The organism is Stenotrophomonas sp. YJH_SMC_105-26 (assembly GCF_059368915.1).
On record NZ_JCAFSD010000009.1, the window covers coordinates 95,405 to 111,901 of the forward strand.

At 64.8% G+C, this 16,497-nt stretch carries 13 protein-coding genes; 12 read left to right on the forward strand and 1 reads right to left on the reverse strand.

Going from position 1 to position 16,497, the window contains the following annotated elements; translation table 11 throughout:
* Positions 1 to 48: 48 nt before the first annotated feature.
* Genes AC5P7F_RS17900 through AC5P7F_RS17950 form a run of 11 tightly spaced genes read left to right on the forward strand, consistent with a single transcriptional unit; the run spans position 49 to position 13,118 of the window.
* Positions 49 to 3,804: a nitrate reductase subunit alpha gene (locus tag AC5P7F_RS17900; RefSeq protein ID WP_495204190.1), complete on the forward strand. Its 3,756-nt coding sequence runs from the start codon at positions 49 to 51 to the stop codon at positions 3,802 to 3,804.
* On the forward strand, positions 3,804 to 5,348 hold the full coding sequence (narH, locus tag AC5P7F_RS17905) for a nitrate reductase subunit beta (RefSeq protein ID WP_049450918.1): 1,545 nt from the start codon (positions 3,804 to 3,806) through the stop codon (positions 5,346 to 5,348). Before AC5P7F_RS17900 ends, narH begins: the two co-directional genes overlap by 1 nt.
* Positions 5,345 to 6,025 carry a nitrate reductase molybdenum cofactor assembly chaperone gene (narJ, locus tag AC5P7F_RS17910; protein ID WP_135965909.1) on the forward strand — a complete coding sequence of 227 codons (681 nt, stop codon included), beginning with the start codon at positions 5,345 to 5,347 and terminating at the stop codon, positions 6,023 to 6,025. Before narH ends, narJ begins: the two co-directional genes overlap by 4 nt.
* On the forward strand, positions 6,022 to 6,726 hold the full coding sequence (gene narI / locus AC5P7F_RS17915; protein WP_135965910.1) for a respiratory nitrate reductase subunit gamma: 705 nt from the start codon (positions 6,022 to 6,024) through the stop codon (positions 6,724 to 6,726). The genes narJ and narI overlap by 4 nt, the downstream gene beginning before the upstream one ends.
* 3 nt (positions 6,727 to 6,729) lie before the next feature.
* The gene (locus AC5P7F_RS17920) at positions 6,730 to 7,620 is read left to right on the forward strand and encodes a peptidylprolyl isomerase (protein ID WP_279920052.1); all 891 of its coding nucleotides are present in this window, start codon (positions 6,730 to 6,732) and stop codon (positions 7,618 to 7,620) included.
* Between the two features lie 23 nt (positions 7,621 to 7,643).
* Positions 7,644 to 8,975, forward strand: coding sequence for an MFS transporter (locus tag AC5P7F_RS17925; protein WP_135965912.1), 1,332 nt, complete (start codon positions 7,644 to 7,646; stop codon positions 8,973 to 8,975).
* A 44-nt stretch (positions 8,976 to 9,019) separates the two neighbouring features.
* On the forward strand, positions 9,020 to 10,231 hold the full coding sequence (locus AC5P7F_RS17930; protein ID WP_135965913.1) for an oxygen-independent coproporphyrinogen III oxidase: 1,212 nt from the start codon (positions 9,020 to 9,022) through the stop codon (positions 10,229 to 10,231).
* Positions 10,232 to 10,238: 7 nt separating this feature from the next.
* Complete coding sequence (locus AC5P7F_RS17935; protein WP_135965914.1) at positions 10,239 to 11,015, forward strand: helix-turn-helix domain-containing protein; 777 nt, start codon at positions 10,239 to 10,241, stop codon at positions 11,013 to 11,015.
* Positions 11,016 to 11,036: 21 nt separating this feature from the next.
* Positions 11,037 to 11,777 carry a molybdate ABC transporter substrate-binding protein gene (gene modA, locus AC5P7F_RS17940; RefSeq protein WP_099475669.1) on the forward strand — a complete coding sequence of 247 codons (741 nt, stop codon included), beginning with the start codon at positions 11,037 to 11,039 and terminating at the stop codon, positions 11,775 to 11,777.
* Between the two features lie 2 nt (positions 11,778 to 11,779).
* A complete protein-coding gene (modB, locus tag AC5P7F_RS17945; RefSeq protein ID WP_099475691.1) occupies positions 11,780 to 12,463 on the forward strand; it encodes a molybdate ABC transporter permease subunit in 684 nt (227 codons plus the stop codon).
* Positions 12,453 to 13,118, forward strand: coding sequence for a sulfate/molybdate ABC transporter ATP-binding protein (locus AC5P7F_RS17950; RefSeq protein ID WP_099589922.1), 666 nt, complete (start codon positions 12,453 to 12,455; stop codon positions 13,116 to 13,118). The genes modB and AC5P7F_RS17950 overlap by 11 nt, the downstream gene beginning before the upstream one ends.
* A 15-nt stretch (positions 13,119 to 13,133) precedes the next feature.
* On the opposite strand, the gene AC5P7F_RS17955 is transcribed toward AC5P7F_RS17950, so the two are convergent.
* Entirely contained in the window at positions 13,134 to 14,342 is a 1,209-nt protein-coding gene (locus AC5P7F_RS17955) for an NnrS family protein (RefSeq protein ID WP_236509020.1), read from the reverse strand.
* Between the two features lie 691 nt (positions 14,343 to 15,033).
* Here AC5P7F_RS17955 and AC5P7F_RS17960 point away from each other — a divergent pair.
* Positions 15,034 to 16,488, forward strand: a complete 1,455-nt coding sequence (locus AC5P7F_RS17960) for a mechanosensitive ion channel family protein (protein ID WP_329765476.1) — start codon at positions 15,034 to 15,036, stop codon at positions 16,486 to 16,488.
* The last annotated feature ends 9 nt before the right edge of the window (positions 16,489 to 16,497 follow it).

Sequence of the window (16,497 nt, forward strand, 5' to 3'; positions counted from 1 at the left end):
GATGTCACCCCTAGCCACGATGCAGCAGTTTGCGAACGGAGATTCACCATGAGCTATTTCCTTGATCGCTTGCAGTTCTTCAAGCGTGATCCACAACCCTTCGCCGATGGCCATGGGTTCAGCAAGAGCGAAGGGCGGGACTGGGAAAACAGTTATCGCGCCCGCTGGCAGTACGACAAGATCGTACGTTCCACCCACGGCGTGAACTGCACGGGCTCCTGCAGCTGGAAGATCTACGTCAAGAACGGACTGGTCACCTGGGAAACCCAGCAGACCGACTACCCGCGCACCCGCCCGGACCTGCCCAATCACGAACCACGCGGTTGCCCGCGTGGCGCCAGCTATTCCTGGTACCTGTACAGCGCCAACCGGCTCAAGTACCCGCTGATCCGTGGCACCTTGCTGCGCATGTGGCGGCAGGCCCGCAAGACCCTGTCGCCGGTCGAAGCCTGGGCCAGCATCGTGCAGGACCCGGCCAAGTCGCGTGAGTACAAGCGTCGCCGCGGCATGGGTGGCTTTGTGCGCCTGAACTGGGACGAGGCCAACGAGATCATCGCCGCCTCCAACCTCTACACCACCAAGGAATACGGCCCCGACCGCATCGTCGGCTTCTCGCCGATTCCGGCGATGTCGATGGTGTCCTACGCGGCCGGTGCGCGCTATCTGTCGCTGCTCGGCGGTGCCTGTCTGTCCTTCTACGATTGGTATTGCGATCTGCCGCCGGCCTCGCCGCAGGTGTGGGGCGAGCAGACCGACGTGCCGGAATCGGCCGACTGGTACAACAGCCGCTACATCATCGCCTGGGGCTCGAACGTGCCGCAGACGCGCACCCCGGATGCGCACTTCTTCACCGAGGCGCGTTACAACGGCACCAAGACGGTGGCGATCTGCCCCGACTACTCGGAGCTGGCCAAGCTCACCGACCATTGGCTGCATCCCAAGCAGGGCACCGATGCCGCGCTGGCATTCGCCTTCGGCCACGTGATCCTGCGCGAGTTCCACGTCGACACGCCCTCGCAATACTTCCAGGACTACTGCCGCCAGTACTCGGACATGCCGATGCTGGTGCGCATCGAGCGCCGTGCCGATGGTCGCCTGGTGCCAGGCCACTTCCTGCGCGCCAGTGAGCTGGGCGGGCTGGGCGAAAGCAACAATCCGGAATGGAAGACGCTGGCGTTCGACGAGAACAGCGGCGACATCACCGTGCCGAATGGCTCGGTCGGCTTCCGCTGGGGCGAGAAGGGCAAGTGGAACATCGAGGAAAAGGCCAGCGATGGCCATGACACGCGCCTGCGCCTGAGCCTGGCCGACATCCACGACGGTATCGAGGCGGTGAGCTTCCCGTACTTCGGCGGCATCGAGAGCGACGGCTGGACCGCCGCACCGGCCGAAGAAGTGCTGGAGCGCAATATCCCGCTGCGCCGCCTGCAGTTGGCCGATGGCGGCGAAGCATTGGTCGCCACGGTCTATGACCTGCTGCTTGCACAGTACGGTGTTGATCGCGGCTTCGGCGGCGGCAATGTCGCCAAGAGCTTCGATGACAACGTGCCGGGTACGCCGGCATGGCAGGAACGCATCACCGGCGTGTCACGCGCCGAGGTGATCGAGATTGCCCGTGAGTTCGCCCGCACCGCCGACAAGACCCATGGTCGCAGCATGATCATCGTCGGCGCCGGCATGAACCACTGGTTCCACAACGACATGAACTACCGCGGCCTGATCAACATGCTGGTCATGTGTGGCTGCGTGGGCCAGACCGGTGGTGGTTGGGCGCACTACGTGGGCCAGGAAAAGCTGCGCCCGCAGACCGGCTGGCAGCCGCTGGCCTTCGGTCTGGACTGGAGCCGTCCGCCGCGGCAGATGAACGGCACCTCGTTCTTCTACTTCAATACCGGGCAGTGGCGTTACGAGAAGCTGCAGGTGGACGAACTGCTGTCGCCGCTGGCCGATGCCTCCAAGTACAGCGGCAGCCTGGCCGACCTCAACCTGCGCGCGGTGCGCATGGGCTGGCTGCCGAGTGCGCCGCAGCTGGACCGCAATCCGCTGCAGCTGGTGCGCGAGGCCGAACAGGCCGGCATCGTACCGGCCGACTACGCGCTGTCCAAGTTCAAGGACGGTTCGCTGGACTTCGCCTTCGCCGATCCGGATGCCGCGCAGAACCACCCGCGGATGATGTTCATCTGGCGCTCCAACCTGCTCGGTTCCTCCGGCAAGGGCCACGAGTACATGCTGCGGCATCTGCTCGGCACGCGTCACGGCCTGCAGGGCAAGGACCTGGGCGAGATGGGCGCGCTCAAGCCCGAGGACGTGAAGTGGCGTGACGAAGCACCGGAAGGCAAGCTCGACCTGCTGGTGACGCTGGATTTCCGCATGTGCACCACCGCGCTGTACTCGGACATCGTGCTGCCGACCGCCACCTGGTACGAGAAGGACGACCTCAACACCTCGGACATGCATCCCTTCATCCACCCCCTGTCCAAGGCGGTGGATCCGGCCTGGGAATCGCGCAGCGACTGGGAAATCTTCAAGGGCGTCGCACGCACGCTCAGCGACATGGCACCGGGCGTGCTCGGTGTCGAGAAGGACCTGGTGCTGGTGCCGACCCTGCACGACACACCCAACGAGCTGGGCATGCCGTTCGGCGTGGCTGACTGGAAGAAGGGCCAGTGCGAGGCCATCCCGGGCAAGACCATGCCGAGCATGGCGGTGGTCGAGCGCGACTATCCCAACCTCTACCGCAAGTTCACCTCGCTGGGCCCGCTGCTGGACAAGCTCGGCAATGGTGGCAAGGGCATGAGCTGGGATACCAAGCACGAGGTGGAATTCCTTGGCAAGCTCAACCACACCGTGCTGGGCGAAGGCATCAGCCAGGGTCGGCCGGCGATTGATACCGCCATCGATGCCTGCGAAGTGATCCTGCACCTGGCCCCGGAAACCAATGGCCATGTCGCAGTCAAGGCCTGGGAGTCGCTGGGCACCTTCACCGGCCGCGAGCACACCCATCTGGCGGTGGGCAAGGAGCACGAGGCGATCCGCTTCCGTGACATCCAGGCACAGCCGCGCAAGATCATCTCCTCGCCGATCTGGTCCGGACTGGAAGACGACAACGTCAGCTACAACGCCGGCTACACCAATGTGCACGAGCTGATTCCGTGGCGCACGGTGACCGGCCGCCAGCAGTTCTACCAGGACCACGAGTGGATGATCGACTTCGGTGAGGCCTTCATGAGCTACCGGCCGCCGGTCAATACACGCACGGTGGAGCCGCTGCTCAACAAGCGCCAGAACGGCAACAAGGAGATCGTGCTGAACTGGATCACCCCGCACCAGAAGTGGGGCATCCACAGCACCTACAGCGATAACCTGATCATGCAGACCTTGTCGCGTGGCGGCCCCATCGTCTGGCTGAGCGAGGACGACGCACGCAATGCCGGCATCGAGGACAACGACTGGATCGAGCTGTTCAACGTCAATGGCGCGATCGCCGCGCGTGCGGTGGTCAGCCAGCGGGTGATGCCGGGCATGGCGATGATGTACCACGCCCAGGAACGCATCATCAACGTGCCGGGTTCGGAGATCTCTGGTACCCGCGGCGGCATCCACAACTCGGTGACCCGCATAGTGCTCAAGCCCACCCACATGATCGGCGGCTACGCGCAGCTGGCCTGGGGCTTCAACTACTACGGTACCTGTGGTACCAACCGTGATGAGTTCGTGATCGTGCGCAAGATGGACAAGATCGATTGGCTGGATGGTGAGGACGCGAATTCGAGTGCAACCGGCGCCGCACGGGAGGTGGTGTGATGAAAGTACGTGCCCAGATTGCGATGGTCTTGAACCTGGACAAGTGCATCGGCTGCCACACCTGCTCGATCACCTGCAAGAACGTGTGGACCTCGCGCGAAGGCGTGGAGTACGCCTGGTTCAACAACGTCGAGACCAAGCCCGGCATCGGTTATCCCAAGGAATGGGAAAACCAGGAAAAGTGGAACGGCGGTTGGGTGCGCAACGGCAGCGGCAAGCTGGTGCCGCGCGCCGGTGGTCGCTGGCGCATGCTGGCCAAGATCTTCTCCAACCCCGACCTGCCGCAGATCGACGACTACTACGAGCCGTTCGACTTCGATTACCAGCACCTGCACGACGCGCCCGAGCTGAAGCACCAGCCGACCGCACGGCCGCGCTCGCTGCTGACCGGCCAGCGCATGGAGAAGATCGAGTGGGGTCCGAACTGGGAGGAAATCCTCGGCAGCGAGTTCTCCAAGCGGTCGCGTGACTACAACTTCGACAAGGTGCAGAAGGAGATCTACGGCGCCTTCGAAAAGACCTTCATGATGTATCTGCCGCGGCTGTGCGAGCACTGCCTCAACCCGGCCTGCGTCTCGGCGTGCCCGTCCGGCGCGATCTACAAGCGCGAGGAAGACGGCATCGTGCTGATCGACCAGGACAAGTGCCGTGGTTGGCGCATGTGTGTGTCGGCCTGCCCGTACAAGAAGATCTATTACAACTGGAAGAGCGGCAAGTCCGAGAAGTGCATCTTCTGCTACCCGCGCATCGAGATGGGCGAGCCCACCGTGTGCTCGGAAACCTGCGTGGGCCGCATCCGCTACCTGGGGGTGATGCTGTACGACGCGGATCGTATCGCCGAGGCTGCATCGGTGGCAGCGGAGAAGGACCTGTACCAGTCGCACCTGGACATCTTCCTGGACCCCTTCGACCCAGCGGTGATCGCCGCTGCGCGTGCCGAAGGCATTCCCGACAGCTGGCTGGAATCGGCCAAGCAGTCGCCGGTCTACAAGCTGGCCATCGACTGGAAGCTGGCGCTGCCGCTGCACCCGGAATACCGCACCTTGCCGATGGTCTGGTACGTGCCGCCGTTGTCGCCGATCCAGTCGGCGGCCGAGCGTGGCCATGTCGGCATGAGCGGCGAGCTGCCGGATATCGCTTCGTTGCGCATCCCGGTGCGCTACCTCGCCAACCTGCTGACCGCCGGTGACGAAGCGCCGGTGATCCGTGCCCTGGAGCGGCTGATGGCGATGCGCGCCTGGCGCCGCGCCAAGAACGTGGATGGCGTGGAAGACATGCGCGTGCTCGAACAGGTGGGGCTGACCCCGGCGCAAGTAGAAGAGATGTACCGCTACCTGGCCATCGCCAACTATGAGGACCGTTTCGTCATTCCGAGCGCCCACCGTGAGTACGCCAACGATGCGTTCGGCGAACGTGGTGGCTGCGGCTTCACCTTCGGCAATGGTTGCAACGGCGACAGCCCGGCTGACCTGTTCACCCAGCGCAAGACCACCACCTTCGCGGTGCATCCCAACCGCCAGCATCGGCATGAGGTGGTGAAATGAGTGTGCTCAAGCTGATTGGCGTATTGCTGGACTACCCGCGTGAAGAGCTCTGGCAGCATGGCGAGGAGCTGCTCGAGGCCTGCGATAATCCGGCACTGTCGCCGGCCCGTCGCAGGCAGTTGCAGACCTTCGTCCGTGACCTGCTTGCTACCGACCCGCTGGACGCGCAGGACCGCTGGCTGGCCACGTTCGACCGTGGCCGCTCGATGAGCCTGCTGGTGTTCGAACACATCCATGGCGAGTCGCGTGATCGCGGCCAGGCCATGGTCGACCTGATCGATGCCTATCGCAAGAATGGCTTCGAGCTGGATGCGCGCGAGCTGCCGGACTATCTGCCGCTGCTGCTGGAATACCTGGCGCATCGGCCGCAGGCCGAGGCCAAGGATTGGCTGCACCACATCGGCCACATCGCCGGCATGCTCGCCGCGCGCGCGGCCGAGCGGCAGTTGCCGCATGCGGTGCTGCTGGAAATCCTGGTCGAGGCGGGCGAGGGCAAGGTCAACCTGGCCGTGCTGCGCCAGCGGGCCAGCGAAGAAGTGCGCGACGACACCGTCGAAGCCATGGACCGCCTGTGGGAAGAGGAAGCGGTGCGCTTTGGCACCGATGCACCTTCGCAGGATTGCGATCCACCCCATCGTTCACCGGCACGCGCGCAGCCGCGGGAGATCCAGCCATGAATTACCTCAATCAGTTCGCCTTCCAGTTCTATCCCTACATCGCGGTGGCGGTGCTGTTGATCGGCAGCTGGGCGCGCTATGACAAGGCCATGTACAGCTGGCGTACCGGCTCCACCCAGTTGCTGTCCGACCGCGGCATGCGCTTTGGCAGCAACTGCTTCCACATCGGCATCATCGCCATCCTCGGTGGTCACTTCGTCGGCCTGCTGACCCCGCATGCACTGTACGAGCCTTTCATCACTTCCTCGCAGAAGCAGTTGCTGGCGATGGTGGTGGGTGGCTTCTTCGGCGCACTGTGCTTCGTCGGCATCACCATCCTGCTGGTGCGGCGGCTGACCAATGCGCGGGTGCGTGCAATCGGCAGCTTCGGTGACACGCTGGTGCTGGTGCTGCTGTTCGCCCAGCTCTGTCTTGGCCTGTACAGCATCAAGGTCTCCGCCGGCCATCTTGATGGCGGGGTGATGGTGATGTTGGCCGAGTGGGCGCAGCACATCGTCACCTTCCGTGCCGGTGCCGCCGATTATGTCGAGGGCGTGCACTGGGTCTACAAGGTGCACATCTTCCTCGGGCTGACGCTGGTGCTGATCGCACCGTTCACTCGTCTGGTGCATGTGTGGAGCGTGCCGATCAGCTACCTGTGGCGGCCATATCAAGTGGTACGTCGTCGCCAGGCCACGCTGCGCTACGGTCCGCGGGAGTAAGTCATGGGCAGCCTGCCACGCATTCTTCCCATCACCGTCATCGATTCGCAGACGCCGGTGCCGGCCGAGGCCGGCCACCATCACGATGCCGACGATGGCCCGCGCAGCCTCGGCCAACCGGCACCGTGCAGCCTGTACGTGCAGGACACGCCGATCAGCGAGGCCGATATCGCCCGCGAGATGCAGTACCACCGGGCGATGCGCCCGGAGCAGTCGCGTGCCGATGCGGCGCGTGCGCTGGTGGTGCGCGAACTGCTGCGGCTGGAAGCCGAACGGCTTGGCCTGGCCGATGTCCCCGGCGTCGGCCAGGAGACCAGCGAGGAAGCACGCATCCAGCAGCTGATCGAACAGGCGCTGGTAGACCGCGTGCCCAGCGAAGACGACTGCCAGCGTTACTTTGCGCAAAACCCCGAGCGTTTCCGCTCACCGGACCGCATCCGCGTACGCCACATCCTGCTGGCGGCACCGGCCGACGATATCGCCGGCCGGCTGAAAGCCCGCACCCTGGCCGAGAAGCTGATCGCCGAACTGCTGGAACAGCCGCATCTGTTTGCTGATCTGGCCGCGCGTCACTCGCAATGCCCGTCCAGCAGCGAAGGCGGCGAGCTGGGCTGGCTGCAACGCGGCCAGACCACGCCGGAATTCGATCGCCAGGTATTCCGCCTGCGGCAAGGCCTGGCGGGTTTCCCGGTGGAGTCGCGCTGGGGCTACCACGTGGTCAGCATCGATGCGCTGGAAGCCGGCACGGCGCTTACCTTCGAGCAGGTGCAGCCGCAGATCAGCGACTACCTGGAGCTGCAGGTGCGCCAGCGCGACGTGCAGCAGTTCCTGCTGGAACTGCGCGAACGTTACCCGGTGCGTGGGCTGGAAGACATCGAAGCACAGGCTGAGTAAGACGCAATCCCCCAGGAGCGGCAATGAGCCAGAATCTACAGAACATCAGCAACGGCGAACAACAACGTGCGCTATGGCTGAGCACCTTCGCCTTCACCGTGTGTTTCGCGGTGTGGATGATCTTCGCCATCATCGGCATCCAGATCAGCGAGCAGCTGGGTTTGAACGACACCCAGTTCGGTCTGTTGATCGCCACCCCGGTGTTGACCGGCTCGGTGATCCGCGTCTTTCTCGGCATCTGGTCCGATCAGTTTGGCGGGCGCAAGGTGATGACCCTGGTGATGCTGTGCGGCGCGGTGGCGACCTGGCTGCTGACCTATGCACAGACCTACCCGCAGTTCCTGTTGGCCGCACTGTTCGTCGGCATCGCCGGCGGCAACTTCTCAGTCGGCGTCACCTATGTGTCCAAGTGGTTCCCGGCGGAGAAGCAGGGCACCGCGCTGGGCATCTTCGGTGCCGGCAACATCGGCTCGGCGGTAACCAAGCTGCTGGCGCCGCTGGTGATGGTGGCCTCGGGCTGGATGATGGTGGCCAAGCTGTGGGCGGTCGCGCTGGCGGTCACCGCCATCCTGTTCTACCTGTTCAGCAAGGAAGATCCCTCGCTGGAAGATCGTCGTCGCAGTGGCGTCAAGCCGATGTCCTTCGCCGAACAGATGGCACCGCTGAAGAATCTGCAGGTGTGGCGCTTCTCGCTGTACTACTTCTTCGTGTTCGGTGGCTTCGTCGCGCTGGCACTGTGGCTGCCGCATTATCTGGTCGGCGCCTACGGCATGGACGTCGGCACGGCCGGCGTGCTGGCCGCGTGTTACTCGATACCGGCCAGCCTGTTCCGGGTGGTGGGCGGCTGGCTGTCGGACCGCATCGGTGCACGGCGGGTGATGTACTGGACGCTGGGGGTGTCGTCGATCTGTACCTTCATCCTGGCCTATCCGGATACGCGTTATATCGTGCAGGGCATACACGGCGAGATCAGCTTCCACCTGGCGATCAGCGTGACCCTGTTCACCGTGCTGGTATTCGTTCTCGGCTTCTTCATGTCGCTGGGCAAGGCCGCGGTCTACAAGCACATCCCGGTCTACTACCCGCAGCACGTGGGCTCGGTGGGTGGTGTGGTCGGCATGATCGGCGGCCTCGGCGGCTTCATCCTGCCCATCGTGTTTGGCGCCCTGAATGATGCGCTCGGCATCTGGAGCAGCTGCTTCATGCTGTTGTTCGTGCTGGTCAGCATTTCCTTGACCTGGATGCACTTCGCCATCCGCCGGATGGAGCGTCGCAACTTCCCGCAGCTCGATCGCGAGACCGACCTGCCCGAAGCCATCGATGCCGGCGCGGTGGAGAAACAGCGTCGGGCTTGATCCAGATCAGGGAAACCCGGCGGTCACTGCGCGAGGATGCAGGCATGTCAGTAGAGACCGCCGGGATGGATGACGCCACATTGCATGTCGCACTGCTGCAGCAACCCGCGCACGTGTTGTTCCCGACGCCGGCTGAGCTGAGCCCCGGCTTTGCCGAAGCCGGCTGGCGTGCGGCCATGCAGGCCAGCAACGAGCATCTGATTCCGCGTGCGTTGACCCTGGGTTTCTGCGCACCGGCCCATGACCCGGAGCCGGCCGAAAACGTGCTGGATGCGCTGCTGGTATGCCTGCGCCTGCATGCCAACATGCTGGCCAGCGACCGCGAAGTGGCAGCCATGGTGCTGCAGCCGGGTATCGTCGAGCACCTGTCGCCCGCCCTGCTGGGCCGCCTGTTGGATGCGGTGCCCGAGCAGCTGTGCACCATTGCGCGGCCGCAGGTCGAAGTGCGTCTGGATGCAGCCAGCGATGTGGTACCGGCGTCATTGCGGGAGGTCGGTTGTACCCGGATGACGGTGATCGATCACGCCGGCGTCGATGGCCCGGCGATGCTGGCTCAGGCCCAGCAGGCCGCGTTCACTGCGTGTTACTACCAGCTGCGCGTGCCGTGCTACGCCGATGTGTCGTTCCTGCAGCGGCTGCAGCGGGTGCTGGAGCTGGCACCCGAACGCATCATCCTGCCATCGCCTGCCTTGCTGCCCGAATACCCGTTGCCGGCGGACTGGCTGCAGGCGTGGCGGCTGCTGCGGGCGGCCGGCTACCGCCCGTTGGGTGGCGACCACTACCAGCGGCCGGACTTGCCCATGCCGCTGCGCAACGGTGACGGCCAGCGCCATTGCGACCTGCTCGGGGTCCCCCGCCGCGAGCGCCATGACCTGCTCGGTATTGGTGTGGGCGCCTGCAGCCAGATCGGCAATGTGATCTGTCGCATCGCACCGGAGCCGCGCAACTGGCGCGCCTGCCTGGTGGTTGGCCAGCCTGGCATATCGTCCGGGCTTATTCTTTCCGAGCATGAACGTATGACCGATGAGGTGGTGCAGAGCCTGGCCTGCGACCACGCGCTGGACATGCGCGCCTTCGAATGGCGCAACGCGCAGCCGTTCGATGCCTGTTTCGAGCACGCCTGGAGCCGCGTCGCCATGTTCATCGAACGCGGCTGGCTGCGTCGTGACGGCGACATGTTGTTGATCCAGAACGAAGGTGAGCTGCTGTGGCGTATGATCGCAGCGTGCTTCCGCCCCTTGGCCGCTGTTGCTTGAAAACGGAATGACGTCACCCACCCCCCCACCGCGCGGTCCTCTGGGAACCGCGACGCCCAATCCAGCCGCTGCCGGCGACGGTGACGCGCTGCATTTCTGCACGACCTGTGCGTTCTCCGATGCCTGCAGCTCGCAGGGCTATGACAAGACCGCGCTGAACGAGCTGCACGTGATGGTCGACCACGTTGGGCCGTACCATGCGGGCGACTACATCTTCCGCGCGGGTGAACCCTTCGATGCAATCGCTGCGGTGCGCGCCGGCATGGTCAAGACCTTCGTCGACGACAGCCTTGGCAACGAGCAGGTGCTGGGCTTTGCCTTGCCTGGCGAAGTTATCGGCCTGAACGCCATCCACGGATCGCGTTATCCCTGCAATGCGGTGGCGTTGGATACCGTGCATCTGTGCCGTATCTCGTTTCCGCGCATCAGCATGCTGGCCAGCCGCATGCCCGGCCTGCAGGCCAAGCTGTTCAGCCTGCTCAGTGCCGAGATCGGCAAGGCGGCGCTGTTGGCGGCCAATTACCGTACCGAGGAGCGCATGGCGGCTTTCCTGCTGGATATCTCCAGCCGCTACGCGCGGCGTGGCTTCTCGGCACACCGCTTCAACCTGACCATGACCCGCACCGAGATCGCCAACTACCTGCGCATGGCGCCGGAAACGGCCAGCCGGGTGTTGCGGCGTTTGAGCGACGAAGAAGTCATCGCGGTGAAGCAGCGCGAGATCATCCTGCTGCAACCGGAACGTCTGGCGTTGATGGCGGCCACCGATGACGCAAGCGAATGATGCCCAACCAAGGATGCATGCATGAACAAGCTGTGGGCGTTGTTGTTGCTGGCCGTCACGCTGCCGGCAAGCGCAGCTGATCTGACGGTCTCCGCGGCTTCCAGCCTGACCGAGAGTTTCCGCGAGATATCCAGCGCATACGAGACGGCCAACCCGGGCACGAAGGTGGACCTGAACTTCGCCGCCTCCGGCACCTTGCTGCAGCAGATCGCACGCGGCGCGCCGGTCGACGTGCTGGCCTCGGCCGACCAGACCACGATGGCACAGGCCAATACCGAAGGCCTGATCGATCCGGCAACCCAGCACGTATTCGCGCAGAACAGCCTGTGGGTGGTGGTGCCGCCGCAGGCCAGCAACAAGCCGACCACGTTGGCGGCGCTGACCAAGGCCGATGTGAAGCGCGTTGCCATCGGCAATCCCGACAGCGTACCGGTTGGGCGCTATGCACGCGGTGCGCTGCAGCAGGCCGGTGTGTGGCCGGTGGTGCAGGCCAAGATGATCAGCACCCAGAACGTGCGCCAGTCACTGGACTATGTGGCACGGGGTGAAGTGGATGCAGGCTTCGTTTACGCCACCGACGCGCAGGCGATGAGCGAGCGCGTGCAGCGCGCCTTTCAGGTGCCGGTTGCCGGTGGTATCGCGTATCCGTTGGCGATGGTGAAGACCAGCCGCAATGCCGCCGAAGCAAAGCGCTTCATCGCCTTCGTGCGCTCGGCGCAGGGCCAGGCCATTCTGCACAGGCACGGCTTCGGTAGTCCTTGATGGTGGATCTGGACTGGAGCGCGCTGTGGTTGTCGTTGAAGGTGGCCGGCTGGGCGACCGCGATCAACCTCGTGCTCGGTGTCGGATTTGGTGCCTTGTTGGCGCGGCGGCGCTTCCCCGGCCGTGAGTTGCTGGACACGATATTCACCCTGCCGATGGTGTTGCCGCCGACGGTGCTGGGCTATTACCTGCTGGTGCTGATCGGCAGCAAGGGCCCGCTTGGTGCATGGCTGGAAGACAGTTTCGGCATCAATCTTGTGTTTACCTGGCAGGCAGCGGTGATCGCGGCTGCGGTGGCCTCGTTTCCGCTGGTGTTCAAGCCGGCGCGTGCGGCCTTCGAGGATGTGGATGGGCAGCTGGAACAGGCCGCGCGCACCTTGGGTGTATCCGAGCTGGCGCTGTTCTTCCGGGTGACCTTGCCGCTGGCATGGCGCGGCATTCTTGCCGGCTTGCTGCTGGCGTTCGCCCGCGCGATGGGCGAGTTCGGCGCCACCATCATGGTCGCCGGCAGCATTCCCGGCCGCACCCAGACCTTGTCCATCGCCATCTACGAGGCGGTGCAGGCCGGCAATGACGGTCGCGCCAACGCCTTGGTGCTGCTGTCCTCGCTGGTCTGCATCAGCGTGCTGCTGCTTGCCGCGCGATTGGTCGGGCGGCGGCAGGAGGGGGCGCGCAATGTGGCTTGAGCTGGATATCCAACGCAAGCTGCAGGCTGCAGGCCAGCACTTCCAGCTGCAGGCGGCCTTGCGTTGCACACAGCGCAATGTGGTGTTGTTCGGCCCGTCTGGTGCGGGAAAAAGTTTGACCTTGAAGGCGGTGGCTGGATTGCTGCGGCCGGACGCCGGTGTGATCCGTATGCACGGGCAGGCGCTGTTCGATGCGGCTGCCGGCATCAATCTGTCACCACAACGGCGCCGCATCGGCTATGTGTTCCAGGACTACGCCTTGTTCCCGCACCTGACGGTGCGGCAGAACGTGGGTTTTGGCCTGCAGCGAGGCCTGTTGAATCCGCCGCGGAGCCGTCGTATCGATGCGGTCGAGCAATGGTTGCAGACGTTCCGCATCGATCACCTCGGTGACCTGCTGCCGTCGCAGATCTCCGGCGGCCAACGTCAGCGCACCGCCTTGGCGCGGGCGCTGGTGACCAAGCCGCAGGCACTGCTGCTGGATGAGCCGTTCGCCGCACTCGACCACGCCCTGCGTGCGCATCTGCGCCAGGAGCTTGAAACGGTGCTGGACCAGACCGGCATCCCGCTGCTGCTGATCAGCCATGATCCGGAGGACGTGGACATGTTCGGCCAGCAGGTGGTGCATCTGGCTGATGGCCGCGTGCAGGCCTGATTCTCCGCGTAACGATTAGTCCGGCTTGCCGTCCGCACGTGGGCGCCAGTAGATCCACCCCAACCGCAGCAACCACGGTGCAAGCACCAGCAGCCAGCCGGCGGCGGCGACGGCATGCCAATGCCAGGGATCATCCAGTAGCGGCGCCAGGATGCGCAGCACTGCAACCAGTTGCAGGCCGAGCAGGGCGACCCATGCGACCACCGGCATCACCAGTGCACGCCCGGAATGGCCTTGGGTCACACGCGTGACCATGGCCACCAACAGGCTGCCGAACAGGCCGATCGCCAAGGCATGTAGTGGCGCGCGTTCCAGCCAGCCGGTATGGCCGGCAAGCGCAGCGATGTCCTGCAGCAGATACAGCAGCATCGCCAGCGGCCACCACGCCAGTCCGTAAAAAAGCACGCTCAACAGCGGCGGCTTGGGTCCGCGCGGCCACCAACGCCACAGCGAGTACAGCGACAACAGCAGCAGGCCCGCATCGGCCAGCAGCGTCGCCAGTGGCTGCTGCAGCTGTTCCCCGGCCAGATGCAGCAGGCACAGTCCCCACAGGATCGCCAACCATTGTGGTGGCCGCCATGCCTGGTAGCCCGGCACCACGTTGCCGGCGAAGAACGGAAACATGCGGTGGGCGACGCTTGCGTAGATCGGCAGCAACAGCCCGAAGGTGCCAAGCGACACGCTCAGTGCCTGCCAGCGGATATCAGCACCTGTGGCAGCGGCGGCGAAACCGAGCAGGCCGATCCAGCCCATCAGCAAGCCGGACCAGCATGACCACGCATGCCAGGTGCGGCCTTTCTCCTGCAACAGCAGGCGGCCGAGTACGACCAGCCCGAATGCCCATCCCAGCGCCGCCAGCAACAGGGCCAACCACATCCCGGGTTGCCAACCGCTGCTGGCGGTCAGCAGCGCGATCTGCGCGCCGAACAGTCCGCTACCAACGCCTGCGTATTGCCACCGCGGCAGTGCCGGCAATCCCATCCAGCGTGGGAATACGGTCAACAGGAAGCCGAAGATGAAACTGGGCAGCACCAGGTACTGCATCCACAGCCCATGCAGCCAGGCCGGCGGCACGGCGGGCACGGGCAGGGGGCTGCCCAGCTGCAAGCCGGCCAGCCAGAGCGCCCACCAAGCCATCGCCAAGCCGAGATTGCAGACACCGATGAAGAACAGCAGCCGGTGTGGCGCATTGAATAGCTGCACGCGGGTCGTGAAAGTTTCCACGCAGCGAGTATCCGCCCCTTCGTCGCCGCCGGGACTGACCAATATCAAGGCCGGCGCCATCAGCAGAAAGCCGCGGCAAGCATCGCCAGATCAATGGCTGGCCGTAGCCCGGGTAAGCGCAGCGCACCCGGGGCGGTTGGTGCGGAGTGGGAGGGACGCCCAGATCCGTCGGCGTGGCGTTCGCACAGGAGTGAGCCACAGCACACATCGCGAGATTGAACGAAAGCCCTTAGCCCGGGTAAGCGCAGCGCACCCGGGGCAGTTGGTGCGGAGTGGGAGGGACGCCCAGATCCGTCGGCGTGGCGCTCACGCAGGAGCGAGCCACAGCACACATCGCGAGATTTAACCAAAGCCGTAGCCCGGGTAAGCGCAGCGCACCCGGGGCGGTTGGCGCGGATACGGATGCCCGGACCGCTCTTCCCGGGTGCGCTGCGCTTACCCGGGCTACGTTGCTGCGGGCGAGTGTGGTGCACCCTGGACGATAGTGGCCAGATCGTGATGGCAGGCAATCCGCCTGCCGCGGTGCGATGATGGAGCACGGGCGTAGCTGGCGTACCCCGCGGCCTGTGGGGGCTGATTGGCGGCGGGTCGACGCAACACGCCAGCGGCAAGTCATCTCTTCTTGCGGGGAAGCAGAAAGATGTTCCGGAGCAGCCTCGAAACAGCACCACTGGCACGCGGGTTCACCTTGATGGCATCGCTGCTGCTTGTGCTGTGCGCCTTGCTGCTGCTTGCACCTGCGCCGCTGCTGGCTGCGACCGAAGAAAGCACCGCCCAGGCGCATGCCCCAGCGACGGTGCGCTATTACAACCGTGACATCCTGACCTTCCGCAGTGCGTTCATGGGGCGCTCGCCCTTGCAGCGGGCGCAGGTTGCCGAATTCAACATCAAGCGCATCGTCGACGAGCCGGGAACGCCCGGCGTCACCTTCAACGATACCGCGGCCGGTGTGATCCTGCTGCTCGGCGGGGAAGTCGTCACCCTCATCACGCCTGCCGATGTGGATACCGCGCAGGGCCAGAGTCTGGCCCAGGTACGCGAGGAGGTGCGCAGCCGGCTTGGCGAGGCGGTCGCCGCCGCTGAGCGCGAGCGTGCGCCGGGACGGGTGCTTCGCGGTGTGCTGCACAGCCTTGTCGCCACCGCACTGGCCGCCGCCTTGGCCTGGGTGATGGCCTGGCTGGCACGTCAGCTGCGGGCGGCGATGCTGGCCTGGGTGGGTAAAAAAGCCGGGACGTTGCGTAGCGTGCCGGTACGGCAGATGCTGCATGGGGCCAATGCGCTGGCCGACTGGTTGTCGCGCGCCTTGCTGCTGGTGGCGGTGCTGGTGCTGGCCGAGGAATGGCTGCGCTATGTATTCCATCAGTTCGACTACACCCAGCCGTGGGCAACGACGATGACGTTGTGGCTCGCTGCCCAGGCCAAAGCCTGGTTGTGGGCGGGGGTGGCGGCCATCCCGGGGCTGGTGACGGCGCTGATCATTTTCCTGCTGGCACGCCTGGCCAGCCAGATCATCGGCATCCTGTTCCGCGGCGTGCAGCATGGGCGTTTCCAGTTGTTCGGCATCGACCGCCAGTTGGCCGAACCCAGCCGCAAACTGATCGTCGCGGGCATCTGGCTGTTTGCGCTGGTGATGGCCTATCCCTATCTGCCCGGCTCGGGCAGTGATGCGTTCAAGGGCCTGACGGTGCTGCTGGGCGTGATGATCTCGCTGGGCGGATCGAGCATCGTCGGCCAGGCGGCGGCGGGTTTCACCCTGCTGTATTCAAGGACGATGTCGGTCGGCGATCTGGTCAAAGTGGCGGAGGTGGAAGGGCAGGTGATACAGATCGGTTTGTTCACCACCCGCATCCGCACCCTTACCGGGGTGGAGGTCAGCCTGCCCAACATGCATGTGCTCAGCGGCAAGCTGCTGAACTATTCGCGTGATCCGCAGGCGGCTGGCATGTGGCTGGAAACCGGCGTGACCATCGGCTATGACACGCCGTGGCGGCAGGTGCATCGGCTGCTGCTGGACGCGGCTGGCAGGACCGGGCATGTGCAGCACGCACCGCCTGCCTACGTGTTGCAGACCGCGCTCAACGACTTCTACGTAGGGGTTCACCCCCGTTTTCACGGACACTTACAAGAAGGCCGATCGAGGCCATGAGGAGTGTTC

Bases quoted from the DNA above. Each gene is read 5' to 3' on its own strand.
- AC5P7F_RS17900 (WP_495204190.1), top strand. From the start codon at position 49: ATGAGCTATTTCCTTGATCGCTTGCAGTTCTTCAAGCGTGATCCACAA.
- narH (WP_049450918.1), top strand. From the start codon at position 3,804: ATGAAAGTACGTGCCCAGATTGCGATGGTCTTGAACCTGGACAAGTGC.
- narJ (WP_135965909.1), top strand. From the start codon at position 5,345: ATGAGTGTGCTCAAGCTGATTGGCGTATTGCTGGACTACCCGCGTGAA.
- narI (WP_135965910.1), top strand. From the start codon at position 6,022: ATGAATTACCTCAATCAGTTCGCCTTCCAGTTCTATCCCTACATCGCG.
- AC5P7F_RS17920 (WP_279920052.1), top strand. From the start codon at position 6,730: ATGGGCAGCCTGCCACGCATTCTTCCCATCACCGTCATCGATTCGCAG.
- AC5P7F_RS17925 (WP_135965912.1), top strand. From the start codon at position 7,644: ATGAGCCAGAATCTACAGAACATCAGCAACGGCGAACAACAACGTGCG.
- AC5P7F_RS17930 (WP_135965913.1), top strand. From the start codon at position 9,020: ATGTCAGTAGAGACCGCCGGGATGGATGACGCCACATTGCATGTCGCA.
- AC5P7F_RS17935 (WP_135965914.1), top strand. From the start codon at position 10,239: ATGACGTCACCCACCCCCCCACCGCGCGGTCCTCTGGGAACCGCGACG.
- modA (WP_099475669.1), top strand. From the start codon at position 11,037: ATGAACAAGCTGTGGGCGTTGTTGTTGCTGGCCGTCACGCTGCCGGCA.
- AC5P7F_RS17950 (WP_099589922.1), top strand. From the start codon at position 12,453: ATGTGGCTTGAGCTGGATATCCAACGCAAGCTGCAGGCTGCAGGCCAG.
- AC5P7F_RS17960 (WP_329765476.1), top strand. From the start codon at position 15,034: ATGGCATCGCTGCTGCTTGTGCTGTGCGCCTTGCTGCTGCTTGCACCT.